Raw genomic sequence first — 14,616 nt, 5'->3', positions numbered from 1 at the left:
CGCGCCGCAGTTTGCGGCTTTGCCAGCCGAACCGCTTTCCCAAGACCCGAAGGATTCGATCCCGATGTTCCACGCCCCGCGACGCCTCGCGATCCTGGCCGCCGCCCTCCTCGCCACAACCGGAGGGGCCCTGGCGCAGAGCGCTCAGTGCGGCGGCGATTTCGGGGCCTTTCTGCAGGGCGTCAGGGCCGAGGCGCGGGCGAAGGGCTTGTCGGAAGCGGGCATCGAGCGGGCCTTGGCCGACGTGCGACCCGACCCGAAGGTGCTCGCGCGCGACCGGGGCCAAGGCGTCTTCCAGCAGGCCTGGACGCAGTTCCAGGGCCGCATGGTCAACAAGGACCGACTCGCGCGTGGACAGGCGAACCTGCGCAAATACGCCTCGACCTTCGCCGAGGTCGAACGCCAGACCGGCGTGCCGGGTCCCGTGATTGCCTCGTTCTGGGGACTCGAGACCGACTACGGTGCCGTGCTCGGCGACTTCGACACGCTCTCGGCGTTGGCGACGCTGGCCCACGACTGCCGTCGTCCCGAGATCTTCCGCCCGCATCTCATCGGCGCGATCGAGCTCGTCGATCGCGGCTACCTGCGCCCCGACCAGATGCGCGGTGCCTGGGCGGGCGAGCTCGGCCAGACCCAGATCCTGCCCGAGGACTATCTCGCCTACGGCACGGACCAGGACGGCAACGGCCAAGTCAACCTCCTCACCGACGTTCCGGACGTCTTGATGACCACCGGCAAGTTCATCCAGTCCATGGGATACCGGCGCGGCGAGCCCTGGCTGGAGTCGGTCCGCATCCCAGCCAACTTCCCCTACGATCGCGCCGCACTGGTCCAGAAGGAGCCCCGTTCGGAGTTCGCCAAGCTCGGCGTCACGAAGGCCGACGGATCGCCGCTGGAGAGCGACGGCATGATGGCCTCGATCATCCTTCCGCAGGGCGCGGGTGGGCCGGCCTTCCTGGCCTTCCCGAACTTCGACATCTACCTCACCTGGAACAACTCGCTCGTGTACTCGCTGACGGCCGCCTACTTCGGCACGCGCCTGGCGGGCGAGCCGGCGGCCGATCTCGGCAATCCGCAGCCCGGTCTGGACGGCGACCAGATGAAGGCGCTGCAGCAGCGCCTCGCCGCGATGGGCTACGACGTCGGCAAGATCGACGGCATTCTGGGCGCCAACACACGCGCCGCCGTGCGCGAGGAGCAGATGAAGCGCGGCCTGCCCGCCGACGGCTGGCCGACCGCGCGCCTCCTGGCCGCTTTGAACTAGTAGCCTATCGTGAAGCGGCCCCGCACGTGGCGGGGCTGCTCCAGCTCGTCCACCAGCGCGACCGCATAGTCCTCGAACGAGATCGAGGATCCCTCGTCGTTCGCGATCAACATGTCCTGCCCCAGCCGGAACCTGCCCGTACGCTCGCCGGGCACGAACATCGCGGCGGGCGAGAAGAAAGTCCAGTCGAGGTCGTCCAGCGCTCGAAGCCGGTCGAGATAGGCGGCGCCCGCCGTCGCCTCCGCCTTGTAGGCGTCCGGAAAGTCCGGCGCGTCGAGAAGGCGTTGGCCGGACGCGACCTCCAGGCTTCCCGCCCCGCCGACCACGAGATAGCGCTTCACCTCGCTCGCCCGGACCGCCGCGACCAGCGTCTCGGGATCGAAGGCGAGAAAGTGCACCGAGCTCACCACCGCGTCGTGTCCGCGCAGGATCGCTGCCAGCGCCTCGCCCTCGGCGACGTCGCCTCGCACGGCCGTGACGCCGGGCCCCGCATCGATGCGCTCGGGGTTGCGCGCGATCGCCGTGGTCTCGTGCCCCCGACTCGAAAGCTCTCGCAGGATGCGCGAGCCCGCCTGCCCCGAGGCGCCGATCAATGCCACCTTCATGATTCGTCTTCCCTGTGGTAACTGACAGATACCTGATGCCATTCGGGAACTTGTCTGAAAAGAAGGCACCGGACGCGCACGTGGTCACCGCGAGGAAACCGATGGACCTGACGCCCAACGTCTACGATCCCGCCTGCCCGACGCGGCTCGTGCTCGACCGCATCGCGGACAAGTGGACGACGCTTCTCCTGACGCTGCTCGCCAAGGGTCCGCGTCGCTTCAACGAGCTGCGACGCCTCGTCGGCGGCATCTCGCAGAAGATGCTGTCGCAGACCCTAAAGGGCCTGGAGCGCGACGGCCTCGTCGAGCGCGAGGTCCTTCCGACGACGCCGGTCAGCGTCACCTATTCCATCACGCCGCTCGGGTTGACGCTCGCGACCGAAATCGAGGGGCTGACGACCTGGGCACAAAGGCATATCGGTGCGGTGCTCGCCGCCCAGTCGCGCTTCGACGCACGGTAGGGGTTCGCGCGGGCATAGGGAGGACGCCCGCATGGAATATCGCTCGCTCGGACGCTCGGGACTGAAGGTCTCGACGCTCACCATGGGAACCATGACCTTCGGAGGGCGCGGCAACTTCGGCGCCACCGGAGCGGTCGAGGTCGACGACGCACGGCGGCTGGTGGATCTCTGCATCGACCAGGGCGTGAACCTCATCGATACCGCCAACGTCTATTCGGGCGGGCGGTCGGAGGAGATCGTCGGCGAGGTGCTCGGCGGCAAGCGGCCGGGCGATGTCCTGATCGCCTCGAAGGTCCGCTTCCCGATGGGGTCCGGCCCGAACGAGCAGGGCCTGTCGCGTCTTCACATCATCCGCGAGTGCGAGGCGAGCCTGAAGCGCCTGCGCACCGACCGGATCGACGTCTATCTCGTGCACCAGTGGGACGGGCAGACGCCGCTGGATGAGACGATGGCGGCGCTCGACACGCTCGTGCAGCACGGCAAGGTGCGCTACGTCGGCTGCTCGAACTTCTCGGCCTGGCACCTCATGAAGGCGCTTGGCATCTCGGAGCGCCACAACCTGACGCGCTTCGTCACGCAGCAGATCCACTACACGCTGGAGGCGCGCGAGGCGGAATACGAGCTTCTGCCGGTCGCGCTCGACCAAGGCGTTGGCGTCATGGCCTGGAGCCCGCTCGCCGGCGGCCTCCTGTCGGGCAAGCACCGTCGCAACCAGACCGCCGAGGGCTCGCGCCAGCTCGCCGGCTGGACCGAGCCGCCGATCCGGGACGAGGACCGGCTGTGGCGCATCGTGGACGAGCTGGTTCGGATCGGCGAGGCGCGCGGCGTCTCGGCCGCGCAGGTGGCACTGGCCTGGCTCCTCGGACGCCCGGCCGTCGCGACGCTTGTGATCGGCGGCCGCACCGAGACGCAGTTCCGAGACAACCTCGCGGCAGCCGACCTCAGGCTGACCGACGAGGAACGCACGGCGCTCGACACTGTCAGCCGCCCGCCGGTGATCTACCCCTACTGGCACCAGGGCAACACGGCGAGCGGGCGCTTCGGCCCGGCCGATCTGATCCTCGACCGCACCAAGGATTGAGACGGGTCTTCAACCCGGCAATGGCGATCACCATTTACGAGACAGGGCGGCCGGTGCGCCGCCCATTTCGATGGAGACCGCGACCATGGTTGCAGCCGCCTTTGCCAACGGCTTCGATGCCCCCTTTCTCGACGAGGCGACGCGTCTGCGCCGCATCGCCCGCCTGAACTCGCTCGCGCGCGTAATGGATACGGCGATCCGCGTGCCGGGCACCGACATCCGCTTCGGCGCCGATGCGGTGATCGGTTTGGTGCCGGGCGTCGGCGACGCGGGCGCGGCCCTGATCGGCCTCTACATCGTCAACGAGGCGCGACGGCTCGGCCTGCCCAAGCGCAAGCTCGCACGCATGATCGCCAACCTCGGCGTGGACGCCGCAGTCGGTGCCGTGCCGCTCGCGGGCGACCTGTTCGACGTCTACTTCAAGTCGCACAAGCGCAACATCCAGATCATCCTCGACCACTTCGATCTGGAGCGCCGCGACATCAAGGACGTAACGCCCCGCCGCTGAGCGTTGCGCCCCGGAATGGACCGAGGCCCGGAGCCGCGAGGCGCCGGGCTTTTTTTGCGTCAGTCGGCCATGGTTTCGAGGCTCGCATACCCTTCCGCCGCCTCGCCGAAGTCGAAGGGCGTCGTCACCTCCACGAACGTATCGGGATAGAAGCCGTTGAAGCGCGTGCGCAAGGAGAGCGAGTAGGCGCCGATATGGCCGATCTCGATCCAGTCGCCCGTGTCCACGGTTTCCGGCAGCCAGAAGGGCCGCGACAGGATGTCGACGGAGTCGCAGGTCGCTCCGCACACGCGGAAGGCTTGAATCGACGACGGATCGCCGTTGCGCGATTGGCGGGCGGGATCGGGAATGAAGCGGGCGGGCAGCGTGATCTTGCCGGTCCACGAGTCCGAGAGCGAAGCCCAGATGCCGTCATTGATATAGAGTCGGCGTCCTTTTCGCAGAAGGACGCGCACGATCAGCGAGAACGCGCGCGCCACCACGACGCGGCCGGGTTCGGCCACGAGCGGCAGATGGTCGAAGCCGTACTCGGCGACGTCCTCGCGCAGCTTCGCCATGAGGTTCTCGAGGCTCGGCATGACGGGCTTGCGCTTGCGCGGATCGTGCCCGTACTCGGCGGGAAAGCCGCCGCCGACATCGAGCCCAGCCAACGGCACGTCGGCCCGGTTGCGCACCCAGTCGGCGGAGGCGAGCGCGCGCTCGTAGGTCTCGTTGTCCTCGATCTGCGAGCCGACGTGGAAGCAGATGCCGACCTTGAACCCGATCCGGTGGCAGCGCTGGAGAAGTTCGACCGCGTGGGCGGGCGCGGCGCCGAACTTCTTGGACAGTTCGTAGGCCGCGTGCCCCTTGGTCTGGAGGCGCACGAAGATTGTGATCGAACCCGGATCGAGGTCGAGCGCGCGCACGATGCGCAGGATCTTGGCCACCTCGTCCTCGTGATCGAGCGACAGGGTGCGGATGCCGTAGGTCTCGAGCGCCAGTCGGATATCGGACTGGGCCTTGATCGGATGCATGTAAAGCATTTCGGCCTTGGGCGCGACGCGGCGCACCGCCTCGAACTCGGCCGGCGAGGCTACGTCGAAGGCGTCGACGCCGGCCTTCGCCAGAGCTTCCAGAACCTGCGGCTCGCCGTTCGTCTTGACCGCATAGGCCGTGGTGCCGGGAAAGGCACGGCGGAAGCGATCCAGATCCTCACGCAAAACCTGCGGACGGAAGCAATAGACCGGAACATCCGGCCGAAGCGCGAGCGCGGCCTCGCGCGCGGTGGAGAAGGTCTGCAACGGCATGTCCCTGTCGGAGACGGCCGCCCGGTCCGGGCAGCGGCGAATCGAATGCGACCTCGCATCTAGGGCCTGCAGGCGCAACCGATATGACGATCGGCACCGATCCGCGATTTTTCTCGACTGCCATGCGACGGGGCCAAGTCGTGACGCCCAATGAGGAATTTTGAAAAAACTGCGGCTTGCGACCGCGCTGCCGCAACGAATGCGGCTTTACGAAGTTTTAGGCTTGGTTAAACTTCGAAACATCTCGTGAGCGGGAGGCGGAAATGCATCTGATGCGTTCGATGAATTTCATGATGGCCTGCGCCGCGTTCGCCTTCGTGGGCGCCATGGTGGTGGGCGTCGTTCCCTGACGGGATCGGCAGCGGCATCGTCAACGCGGAACGAACCTCGAAAGGGCCGGAGCGGCGATGCTCCGGCCCTTTCATGTTTCAGGCCGCGACGGCTGTCGAGTCTTCGCGAAGGCCGAGAATGTGGCAGATCGAATAGACCAGGTCGGCGCGGTTCATCGTGTAGAAGTGGAAGTCGCCCACGCCCCGGTCAGCGAGATCGAGGACCTGTTCGGCGCAGACAGCGGCCGCGACGTGCGAACGCGTCTGCGCGTCGTTCTCGAGTCCCTCGAAACGGCGTGCGAGCCAGGTGGGAATCGAGGCGCCGGTCTGCGCCGAGAAGCGGCTGATCTTGGTGAAATCGTGGATCGGAACGATGCCCGGCACGATGGGCACGAAGATGCCGGCCGCCCGCACGCGCTCGGCGTAGCGCTCGTACTGGTCGTTGTCGAAGAAGAACTGGGTGATGGCACGGGTCGCGCCCGCATCGACCTTGCGCCGCAGCATCTCGATATCGGTCGCGACATCGGGACTCTCGGGGTGCTTCTCCGGATACGCGGAGACCGAGACTTCGATCGATGGGTCGATACGCTTGATGCCGGCGGTCAACTCCGCGCCGTTGCGATAGCCATCGGGATGCGCCTGGTAGGCCGAGCCCGCCCCTCCCTGCCCGTCGCCGCGCAGGGCCACGAAATGGCGAACGCCGGTATCGCGATACTGGCGCACGACCTCGTCCACCTCCGCGCGCGAGGCATCGACGCAGGTCAGGTGCGCGGCGGGCTTGAGATCGGTCTCGCGGAGCAGGCGCGCGACGGTCTGGTGGGTTCGCTCGCGCGTCGAGCCGCCCGCGCCATAGGTCACCGAGACGAAGTCGGGCCTTAACGGAGCCAGCCGCGTGATCGCGTTCCACAAGCCCTCCTCCATCGCCGGCGTCTTGGGCGGGAAGAACTCGAACGAGACGCGGATGGCCTGGCGGGCGGTCTTGGATTGGGGCATCCGAGGTCAAAGCTCCTGTGCAGCGGCCAGCGGGACGAGGTTCGGCTGCGACATCGCGACGTCGCGCTCCGCCAGAACCAGAAGAACGGTGAGATGATCGGCGCGGCCATTGGCGGGCGGCAACTCGCGCAGGCGCGTCTGCCTGAGGCCGGCTGCCCTGAGAAAGCCCGCCAGCGTCTCGGCCGAGAAGCCGAGGCGCTGATGCGCATGGTCGCGCAGGAATTCCTGCTCGTGCGGCGCGAAGTCGACGATCGCCAGGCGTCCGCCGGGCTTGAGCACGCCGGCCGCCTCGCGAACCGCGGCCGCGGGATCGTCGAGGTAATGCAGCACCTGATGGATCGTCACGAGGTCGAAGCTCGCGCGCGGAACCGGCAAGCGGTAGGCATCGCCCTGCCGAACGCTGGCCTGCGCGAGGCCGGCAGCATCGAGCTTGGCGCGCGCGATCTGCAGCATCTCGCGCGAGGCGTCGATGCCGACCGCCCGATCCGCGCGGGGGGCCAGAAGCTCCAGGAGCCGTCCCGTCCCCGTGCCAACATCGAGCACCGACCCGAGAGGTCCCTCTCCAAGAAGATCCGCCAATTCCCGCTCCACCACCGCGTCGGGTACGGAGAAGGAGCGCATGCGATCCCACTCTGCGGCGTTCTGCGCGAAATAAACGGCGGCCCGCTCGGCGCGTCGCTGTCGCACCGCGCCGAGCCGTTCCGTGTCGCCGGCCAGCAGTCCTTCGGGATCGTCGAGCCCACGCCCGAGCGTGGCGAGCAGATCGTGCACCGATGCCTCGTCACCCAGGCGGAAGAAGGCGAAGGCGCCTTCCTGGTGTCGATGAACCAGACCGGCCTCGGTCAGAAGCTTTAGGTGGCGCGAGACGCGCGGCTGCGACTGGCGCAGGATGGTGGTGAGGTCGGAAACCGTCAGCTCCTGTCGGGCCAGCAGGAGGAGCAGGCGCAAGCGCGTCGGCTCGGCGACGGCCTTGAGGATATCGACGGTTCGGGCGAAGGTGGCCGCCACGTGGTGCGCCTCCCGGTTCGCGCCAAAATCATATAAAGATATGTTTATGTGTTTGGCATGCGTTGGGCAAGGGGCTTCTCAAGGTTGCCTCCCATGGTCCCGGCGTCGGATCCGGTCATGACCCGTTCGGGCGTGCGGGAGGGCGAGGTTCCCTTCGCGGTCGATCCCGGCGACCGGGACGACGCGCGACTGGCGTTCATCGGTCATCTGGAGAGCCCGTGGCGCGAGCGCGGTAGCTGCCCGCGCAACATGCGCGAGGCGCGCGAGCGCTCACAGGACGGCTCGTTCCGGGCCCGGATCGACCTGCCCTTTCGTCCGGCCCTCGACGGTCTGGCGCCGGGCGGATACGCTTGGCTGCTGACATGGCTTAGCCAAGCGCGCCGCGATCTGGCGCTGCAGATGCCGCGTCATGCCACTGTGGCGCGCGGCACGTTCTCGCTGCGCTCGCCCGTTCGGCCGAACCCGATCGGACTGCACCTGGTGCGGCTCGTCTCGATCGATGGAGATAGCGGCACGCTCGTTCTCGACGCGCTCGATGTCCTGGACGGCACGCCGCTTCTCGACATCAAGCCCTACCTGCCGAGCGTCGACCACGCACCGGACGACCTCTCGTGACGACGCGGCGCCAGCGCCTCGTGGCGGAGAACCTGACGCTTCTCCTGCCGCGCGTACCCTTCCTCGATGCCGAGGCGATCCGCGAGGCGGCCAACGCACGGCACATGCGCGACCTGTCGCCGGCCAGCGCGGTATGGCTCGCAACGCTGGCCCACGTGCGCCACCAGCACACGGACTATGACGAACTGCGCGACGAGGGTTACAGCCGCGACGAGGCGCGATTCTTCGTCGTGGAAGCCGTGAACGAGACGCTGGACCATTGGGGAGCGACGCGCCACCTCGTTTCCACCGAGGACGAGGCGGCGGACGACGAGGATCAGCCCTCGTAGATCCACTGCTCCGGCAGCCGGATGTCGACGCGCTCGCCGAGGCGCAGGGCGCCCGGCTTCTCGACCCAGGCGACCAGCCCGCGTCGCCGGCGCGCCGCCTGCACGAAACCGGTCTCGATGTCGTCGCGTCCCGAAAAGCGCGCCGCGACCGACCGGCCGGACTGACGACAGGGTGCGTTGTCGCCCTCGACCTTCAGCGAGGCCCCGTTCTCGAACATCATCAGCGTGCGGGCCGGCAGCCAGGAGAGATGAGGCACGCCTGCCAGAAGCAGGTTGCCGCCGATCCATTCCGGGCGGAGCTCGGGCAGGCGCATGGCGTCGGCGACGCCGGCCAGCTCGTCGGGACACAGGATCGACACCTGACGCTCGTTGCGGATCTCGGTGCCGCGCGGATACCAGGGCTCGCGCCCGCCGGTGCGACGCGTCGGGCCGCCGTGCCGATCCCCGGCGATCCCATCGAAGCCAAGGTTGAGGGACTCGATGCTGACCGTCTCGAAGCCGTTGGCCTCGGTCCGGAAGAGGCCCGCGACACGGGCCTCGATGCGTCGTGCGCCGACGCGGCGGATCGCGACGTCAGGCACGGTGGTCGCCCATCTCGTCGGACTGCAGGTCGATCGGCCGGCTGCGAGGACGCGGTTTAAAGGTGATGACGCGGTAGAGGTAGAGCACCACGACCGCCGCGATTACGATGTTCGAGACCGGACCGACATAGTCGTTCACGCGCTCGTACTGCGATGCAAGAAGATAACCGGCCATGGTCAGGCCCGTGGTCCAGATCAGCGTGCCGAGGGCGGAAAAAAGCAGGAAGGTCGGCAGAGGCATGCGCGACAGGCCGGCCGGAACCGAGATCAACGTGCGCACGGTGGGCACGAGGCGTCCCAGGAAGACCGCCCAGATCCCGTAGCGCCGGAACCACCGATCGGCCGCCTCGACGTCTTCGGCGGTCATCGTCAGCCAGCGGCCGAAACGGTCCGCCAGCGCCACGATGCGCTTCTCGCCGAAGGCGCGGCCGAGGTAGTACCAGGGCAGAATGCCAACCAGGGCGCCCGCGGTGCCCGCCAGGATCACCGCCACCAGCGAGTGTTCGCCGGAGGCCGCCTGATAGCCCGCCAGCGGCATGATCAGCTCCGACGGGATGGGCGGGAAGATGTTCTCCAGGAACATGAGAAGCGCGATGCCGAACACGCCGAGGTTCTGCATCAGGCTCTGAACGAAGGTGTCCATGCGATAGTCAGCTCCGTGGGGATCCCGGGGGTTGCGGCTTGTTAGCACGGGGTGCGCGCAATCGCCCACCCACGAGCCGGTTAACCCTGTGCGTTCACTCGGTCGTGAATCGGGGCAGCGTCGAGCGCGCGCACGAGGGCATCGGCGATCTGCGCCTCGGTGTAGGGTTTCTGGATGACCTCGCAGTCCTGCCATTCCGGCTGGAGGCCACCGCGTCCGTATCCGGTGGCGAAGACGATCGGCACGCCCCGCTCCCGCAGCCGCTCTGCGACCGGATAGACCTTCTCGCCGGCGATGTTGACGTCGAGAACGGCGGCTTCGATCACGGGCTCCTCGGCCAGCCGATCGAGAGCCTTCTGCAGACGCATCGCGAGGTCCACGAGATCGCAGCCGAGGTCGCAGAGGATATCCTCGAGCTGCATCGCGACGATGCTCTCGTCTTCCACCGCGAAGACGCGCAGTCCGGCGAGGCGGGACCGATCAGTGCTGTCGGAGTTGGGTCCCAAGGTCCTCGATCTCATGGCATGGCACGACCATTGACCAAGCTAGGCCGCGTGGGGGGAAGTCAACCGACAGCCGGCCGAGGAGTTCGCCTTCGACGATGCGCTTCAGCATGCGCGTGCCGAAGCCCGACGCGATCGAATCGATCGACGCCTGCAGGTTCTCCTCGCGCCATTCCAGACGAACCTCGTCGCCATCACGCTCCCACGAGACGGTGACCCGTCCGTCCGGCCCCGCCAGCGCACCGTATTTGAGCGCGTTCGACGCGAGCTCGTGAAACACCATGGCGAGCGCGATCGTCGCCTTGGGATTGAGCCGGATGCCCTCGCCTTCCGCGCGCACCCGGTCGCTGCCGAAGGCCTCGATTTCGAGCTGCAGGATCGTCGCGAGTTCGGCCGACTCCCAATGGTGCTCGCTGAGAAGGTTGTGGGCGTTCGACAGGGCGAGGATGCGGGCCTCGAACACGCGGCGCGCGGCCTGCGGGTCGCCCGTCGACGAGAAGGAGCGACGGGCGAGCGACTGAACGGTCGAGAGCGTGTTCTTCACGCGGTGGTTCAGCTCGTCGAGAAGGAGACGCTGGCGCTGGTTGGCGCGCACGCTGTCGGAGCGATCGTAGCCCTGCACGAGGATGCCGGAGATGTCGCCGGCCGAGTCGCGGATCGCGGTGTAGGAGAAGTCGAGATAGGTCTCGTTCGTGGCGCCCCTGGCAGGATCGCCGATCAGAACGCGGGCGCCGAAGCCCAGCATCGGCTCGCCGGTCGCGAACACGTGGTCGAGAAGATCCGGAAAGCCCTGCTCCACGACCTCCGGCAGGGCGTCACGAATGGCCAGCCCGACGAGGTGGCGGTCTCCCACGAAGCGGCGATACGCCTGGTTGGCGTAGGTGAACGTGTGGTCCGGCCCCTGAAGCAGAGCGATGATGCCGGGCGCCTCGTCGAAGAGGCGACGAAAGGCGTCGAGAGGATCCGCGCGCGTCCGGTTTTCATGTTCGGCCTCCCTCGCCCGCTGGACGAGTTCCACGGCCGCGCCGAACGAGTCGCCGAACGGATCCGAGGCGGCGGCTCGCAGGCGCGCCAGCTCCGTGATGTCCACCGTGTTCTGCAGGATGAACTGAACCTCGCCGCGCGCGTCGCGCAAGGGCGTGTGAACGGCGGTCCAGTACCGGCGCTCCATGCCGCCCCCAAGCCGCTCGGGCCTCGGGATCTCGTATTCGATGTAGGCGATCGTGTCCGGCTCGCCGGTGTCCAGAACGCGCTTCAGCGAGCGGAGAAGAACCTCCCGCCCCTCGCCGTCGTTGGGGAACACGTCGAACAGGAAGCGCCCGTCGAGGTCCTCGAAACTACGGTTCGTGGCATCGAGGTAGGCCGGGTTTGCGGCCGAAAAACAAAGATTGCGGTCCAGCACCATGTGAGGGCTCGGAAGAGCCGAGAACAACTGGTGGAAGCCGATCCGTTCCATATGCCTGCCGTCGCATCGCTGTTGCCCAAACACGGGATCGCGGCGATCGATCCCTCTGATGGAACGGCATTTTCTCCTGCCCATGCCGCCCTGCGCCAGGATGATAGGCGCAGGGCATGTTTCGGAAAGATGACGTCAGCGCGTCAGGCGCTTGTAGGTGGGGCGCTTGGGGTTCACGCTCTCGGGACCGAGCCGCCGGATCTTGTCCTGCTCGTAGTCCTCGAAGTTGCCCTCGAACCACTCGACGTGGCTGTCGCCCTCGAAGGCCAGGATGTGCGTGGCCAGGCGATCGAGGAACATGCGATCGTGGCTGATCACGACGGCGCAGCCCGCGTACTCCTCCAGCGCGTCCTCCAGCGCGGCGAGCGTTTCGGTGTCGAGATCGTTGGTCGGCTCGTCCAGGAGAATGACGTTCGAGCCGGACTTCAGCATCTTGGCGAGGTGGACGCGGTTGCGCTGGCCGCCCGACAGGGTTCCGACCTTCTGCTGCTGGTCGGGACCCTTGAAGTTGAAGTTGCCGACATAGGCGCGGCTGTTCATCTCGTACTTGCCGAGCTTCATGATATCGACGGCGCCGGTCACCTCCTCCCAGACGTTCTTGGAGGGGTCGAGATGGTCGCGGCTCTGGTCGACATAACCGAGATCGACGGTCTCGCCGATCGTGATGGCACCGGCGTCGGGCTTCTCCTGACCGGTGAGCATCTTGAAGAGGGTCGACTTGCCCGCGCCGTTCGGTCCGATCACGCCCACAATGCCGCCTGGCGGCAGCTTGAACGACAGGCCGTCGATCAGGACGCGGTCGCCGTAGCTCTTCGAGATGTTCTCGACCTCGATCACCTTCTGGCCGAGGCGCTCACCGGTCGGGATGACGATCTTGCCGTCAGCGGGCTTGCGGTTCTCGGCCAGCTCGACGAGCTCGTGGTAGGCCTTGATGCGCGCCTTGGACTTCGTCTGGCGGGCCTTGGCGCCCTGCAGCATCCACTCGCGCTCGCGCGAGAGGGCGCGCATGCGGGAGTCCTCCTCGCGCCCCTCCTGCTGCATGCGCTTGGCCTTCTTCTCGAGATAAGTCGAGTAGTTGCCCTCATACGGCACGCCGCGGCCGCGATCGAGCTCGAGGATCCAGCCCGTCACGTTGTCGAGGAAGTAGCGATCGTGGGTGATCATCAGCACCGCGCCCTCGTATTCGCGCAGGTGCTTCTCGAGCCACGAGATGGTCTCGGCGTCGAGGTGGTTGGTGGGCTCGTCGAGAAGCAGGATGTCGGGCTTGGACAGGAGCAGCTTGCACAGCGCCACGCGGCGCTTCTCACCACCCGAGAGAGGCCCCACCGCGGCATCGCCCGGCGGGCAGCGCAGCGCGTCCATGGCCATCTCGACCTGGCTCTCGAGGTCCCAGAGGTTCTGCGAGTCGATGACGTCCTGGAGCTTGGCGCCCTCGTCGGCGGTCTCGTCGGAGTAGTTCATCATAAGTTCGTTGTAGCGATCGAGGATCGCCTGCTTGTCGGCGACGCCCTCCATCACGTTCTCGAACACGGTCTTGGACTCGTCGAGCTTGGGCTCCTGCGGCAGGTATCCGACCGTCGCGCCCTCGGCGGCCCAGGCCTCGCCGGTGAACTCCTTGTCGGTGCCGGCCATGATCTTGAGCAGCGTCGACTTGCCGGCGCCGTTGGGTCCGAGGATGCCGATCTTGGCGCTCGGGTAGAAGGACAGGTGGATGTTCTCCAGCACCTTCTTGGTGCCGTAGGCCTTGGTGAGGCCGGCCATATGGTAGATGAACTGGCGTGCCATCGAGCGCGCGTCTCCAAACTTGCGGACGAGAAGGAAAGGTGGCGCACAGGTAAGGCATGGGAGCGCCGGGAGCAACGCCCTTGGACGGCGCCCCCGCGTGCGTTCGAGCCCGTTTCAGCCGAAGCCGGGCGGATCGACGATCCCTTCGCGGCAGCCGCGCGGCTGCGTCGGCGCCTTGGCGATCAGTTCGGCGAGCGAGGCGTCGGCGGAAAGGTCGCCGCGCAGCGTGATGCGAATCTCCTGGATCCGCGCCTCCTGCCCACGACCGCCGGAACAGTCCACGAGCACCCGGTCGCCTGCGCCCGGCCCGAAGGCCCGGTCGAAGGCAGCGCGGATCTCGTTGGCGCTGAGCGTTCCGCCCACGCGCGACAGGACGAGGTCGCGCACCGGCGAGGCGTTCAGCGCCTGGATAAGCCCGGCGGAGCGCGCGAAGAAGCGATCCGGCGCCCCGCCCCAGCACGACCCATGCTTGGCCCATTGGTATCGGTCGAGACCGGAGGCGACCCCCGGCATGACGGCGGCCAGCCTCTGCCGCGTTTCAGCGCCAAGCGGCAGCTCCGGCAGGTCCAGCCAGCGGCGGCTCTCGGCCAGTCCCTTCTCGCGCGCCGCCACCCCGCAATAGGCGAGATCGCGCGGTTGCGGCCAGACGCCGTGAAGCGTGAAGCCGTCGGCGTCCGCCGCGCCGTCGCGGCACTCGCGCACGCGCCGCCGCGTTTCGCAAAAGGCCGGCTGCCAGCTGGCCGCGAGCACGAAGTCCTGCGCGTAGCCGGAGGTTGGGCGGCCAGCGGTCGCGGTGGGCGACGCGGGAGCGGCAGCGGGCGCGGCGGGCCGCTCGGCACTTTGCGAGACTTCGCCCACGCGGCCGCAACCGAAGGCGACCCAACGCCGCTCCGGCGCGGCTCCGGGCACACGGATCAGGTAATGGCTGCCCGGATCGTTGTTGCGTCCCAGAAGCACATAGCTCGTACCCGGTACCGTGACGACGCGGCCGGGATTGTCGTCGGAGCGGATCGAGGGCGTCGCGAAGCACGAGGCTTCCGCCGTGAAGCTGCCGCTCATGGGAACCTGTGCCCGAGCCGACACAAGTCCGGGCCCGAGCATCCAGGCCGAGCCGAAGGCAAGCATCAGACCTAATGTTTGTGCGTGTCGCATGCCGACCTCGTCGTTAC

16 protein-coding genes are annotated in these 14,616 nt (G+C 67.5%); 6 read left to right on the top strand and 10 right to left on the bottom strand.

Features of this window, described 5'->3' with window-relative positions; genetic code table 11:
• Positions 1-64: 64 nt before the first annotated feature.
• Positions 65-1,264, top strand: coding sequence for a lytic murein transglycosylase (locus BLQ76_RS01200; protein ID WP_090667692.1), 1,200 nt, complete (start codon positions 65-67; stop codon positions 1,262-1,264).
• Here BLQ76_RS01200 and BLQ76_RS01195 read toward each other — a convergent pair.
• Entirely contained in the window at positions 1,261-1,872 is a 612-nt protein-coding gene (locus BLQ76_RS01195; RefSeq protein ID WP_090669447.1) for an NAD(P)-dependent oxidoreductase, read from the bottom strand. The genes BLQ76_RS01200 and BLQ76_RS01195 overlap by 4 nt on opposite strands.
• 98 nt (positions 1,873-1,970) lie before the next feature.
• Here BLQ76_RS01195 and BLQ76_RS01190 point away from each other — a divergent pair, with 98 nt between their 5' ends.
• From BLQ76_RS01190 to BLQ76_RS01180, 3 genes are all read left to right on the top strand, one after another.
• Positions 1,971-2,330 (top strand): winged helix-turn-helix transcriptional regulator, encoded by a 360-nt coding sequence (locus BLQ76_RS01190; RefSeq protein ID WP_244519432.1) that lies wholly within the window; start codon positions 1,971-1,973, stop codon positions 2,328-2,330.
• Between the two features lie 31 nt (positions 2,331-2,361).
• Positions 2,362-3,411 (top strand): aldo/keto reductase, encoded by a 1,050-nt coding sequence (locus tag BLQ76_RS01185; RefSeq protein WP_090667687.1) that lies wholly within the window; start codon positions 2,362-2,364, stop codon positions 3,409-3,411.
• 85 nt (positions 3,412-3,496) lie between these two features.
• On the top strand, positions 3,497-3,919 hold the full coding sequence (locus BLQ76_RS01180) for a DUF4112 domain-containing protein (protein WP_090669444.1): 423 nt from the start codon (positions 3,497-3,499) through the stop codon (positions 3,917-3,919).
• Positions 3,920-3,978: 59 nt separating this feature from the next.
• Here the strand turns inward: BLQ76_RS01180 and BLQ76_RS01175 are convergent, their stop codons facing one another.
• The 3 genes from BLQ76_RS01175 to BLQ76_RS01165 form a co-directional block, all read right to left on the bottom strand.
• Positions 3,979-5,199, bottom strand: coding sequence for an alanine racemase (locus BLQ76_RS01175; RefSeq protein WP_090669441.1), 1,221 nt, complete (start codon positions 5,197-5,199; stop codon positions 3,979-3,981).
• A gap of 434 nt (positions 5,200-5,633) precedes the next feature.
• On the bottom strand, positions 5,634-6,527 hold the full coding sequence (gene metF, locus BLQ76_RS01170) for a methylenetetrahydrofolate reductase [NAD(P)H] (protein ID WP_090667684.1): 894 nt from the start codon (positions 6,525-6,527) through the stop codon (positions 5,634-5,636).
• 6 nt (positions 6,528-6,533) lie between these two features.
• Complete coding sequence (locus BLQ76_RS01165) at positions 6,534-7,535, bottom strand: ArsR/SmtB family transcription factor (protein WP_090667680.1); 1,002 nt, start codon at positions 7,533-7,535, stop codon at positions 6,534-6,536.
• A 117-nt stretch (positions 7,536-7,652) separates the two neighbouring features.
• Between BLQ76_RS01165 and BLQ76_RS01160 the strand changes: the two genes are divergently transcribed.
• Both BLQ76_RS01160 and BLQ76_RS01155 read left to right on the top strand, forming a co-directional pair.
• Positions 7,653-8,150: an SAM-dependent methyltransferase gene (locus BLQ76_RS01160; protein ID WP_090667674.1), complete on the top strand. Its 498-nt coding sequence runs from the start codon at positions 7,653-7,655 to the stop codon at positions 8,148-8,150.
• Positions 8,147-8,479: a DUF2293 domain-containing protein gene (locus BLQ76_RS01155; protein ID WP_090667672.1), complete on the top strand. Its 333-nt coding sequence runs from the start codon at positions 8,147-8,149 to the stop codon at positions 8,477-8,479. The genes BLQ76_RS01160 and BLQ76_RS01155 overlap by 4 nt, the downstream gene beginning before the upstream one ends.
• On the opposite strand, the gene BLQ76_RS01150 is transcribed toward BLQ76_RS01155, so the two are convergent.
• The 6 genes from BLQ76_RS01150 to BLQ76_RS01125 all read right to left on the bottom strand — a co-directional run bounded on the left by BLQ76_RS01150 (position 8,467) and on the right by BLQ76_RS01125 (position 14,599).
• Positions 8,467-9,060, bottom strand: coding sequence for an MOSC domain-containing protein (locus tag BLQ76_RS01150; protein WP_090667669.1), 594 nt, complete (start codon positions 9,058-9,060; stop codon positions 8,467-8,469). The two genes, BLQ76_RS01155 and BLQ76_RS01150, sit on opposite strands and share 13 nt — an antisense overlap.
• Entirely contained in the window at positions 9,053-9,703 is a 651-nt protein-coding gene (locus BLQ76_RS01145) for a DedA family protein (RefSeq protein WP_090667666.1), read from the bottom strand. Before BLQ76_RS01145 ends, BLQ76_RS01150 begins: the two co-directional genes overlap by 8 nt.
• A gap of 80 nt (positions 9,704-9,783) precedes the next feature.
• Positions 9,784-10,209: a response regulator gene (locus tag BLQ76_RS01140; RefSeq protein ID WP_244519431.1), complete on the bottom strand. Its 426-nt coding sequence runs from the start codon at positions 10,207-10,209 to the stop codon at positions 9,784-9,786.
• The gene (locus tag BLQ76_RS01135; RefSeq protein ID WP_090667661.1) at positions 10,184-11,662 is read right to left on the bottom strand and encodes a sensor histidine kinase; all 1,479 of its coding nucleotides are present in this window, start codon (positions 11,660-11,662) and stop codon (positions 10,184-10,186) included. Before BLQ76_RS01135 ends, BLQ76_RS01140 begins: the two co-directional genes overlap by 26 nt.
• A gap of 135 nt (positions 11,663-11,797) precedes the next feature.
• Positions 11,798-13,447, bottom strand: a complete 1,650-nt coding sequence (gene ettA, locus BLQ76_RS01130; RefSeq protein WP_090667657.1) for an energy-dependent translational throttle protein EttA — start codon at positions 13,445-13,447, stop codon at positions 11,798-11,800.
• Positions 13,448-13,561: 114 nt separating this feature from the next.
• Positions 13,562-14,599, bottom strand: a complete 1,038-nt coding sequence (locus tag BLQ76_RS01125; RefSeq protein ID WP_244519430.1) for a ribonuclease T2 family protein — start codon at positions 14,597-14,599, stop codon at positions 13,562-13,564.
• Positions 14,600-14,616: the final 17 nt, after the last annotated feature.

It is taken from the genome of Aureimonas jatrophae, from assembly GCF_900104035.1.
In the GTDB taxonomy this organism is placed as follows: domain Bacteria; phylum Pseudomonadota; class Alphaproteobacteria; order Rhizobiales; family Rhizobiaceae; genus Aureimonas; species Aureimonas jatrophae.
This window is presented reverse-complemented; position numbering and strand designations above follow the sequence as displayed.

Coding starts and splice junctions, on each gene's coding strand:
- BLQ76_RS01200 (WP_090667692.1), top strand. CDS start 65: ATGTTCCACGCCCCGCGACGCCTCGCGATCCTGGCCGCCGCCCTCCTC.
- BLQ76_RS01190 (WP_244519432.1), top strand. CDS start 1,971: ATGGACCTGACGCCCAACGTCTACGATCCCGCCTGCCCGACGCGGCTC.
- BLQ76_RS01185 (WP_090667687.1), top strand. CDS start 2,362: ATGGAATATCGCTCGCTCGGACGCTCGGGACTGAAGGTCTCGACGCTC.
- BLQ76_RS01180 (WP_090669444.1), top strand. CDS start 3,497: ATGGTTGCAGCCGCCTTTGCCAACGGCTTCGATGCCCCCTTTCTCGAC.
- metF (WP_090667684.1), bottom strand. CDS start 6,527: ATGCCCCAATCCAAGACCGCCCGCCAGGCCATCCGCGTCTCGTTCGAG.
- BLQ76_RS01160 (WP_090667674.1), top strand. CDS start 7,653: ATGACCCGTTCGGGCGTGCGGGAGGGCGAGGTTCCCTTCGCGGTCGAT.
- BLQ76_RS01145 (WP_090667666.1), bottom strand. CDS start 9,703: ATGGACACCTTCGTTCAGAGCCTGATGCAGAACCTCGGCGTGTTCGGC.
- BLQ76_RS01135 (WP_090667661.1), bottom strand. CDS start 11,662: ATGGAACGGATCGGCTTCCACCAGTTGTTCTCGGCTCTTCCGAGCCCT.
- ettA (WP_090667657.1), bottom strand. CDS start 13,447: ATGGCACGCCAGTTCATCTACCATATGGCCGGCCTCACCAAGGCCTAC.
- BLQ76_RS01125 (WP_244519430.1), bottom strand. CDS start 14,599: ATGCGACACGCACAAACATTAGGTCTGATGCTTGCCTTCGGCTCGGCC.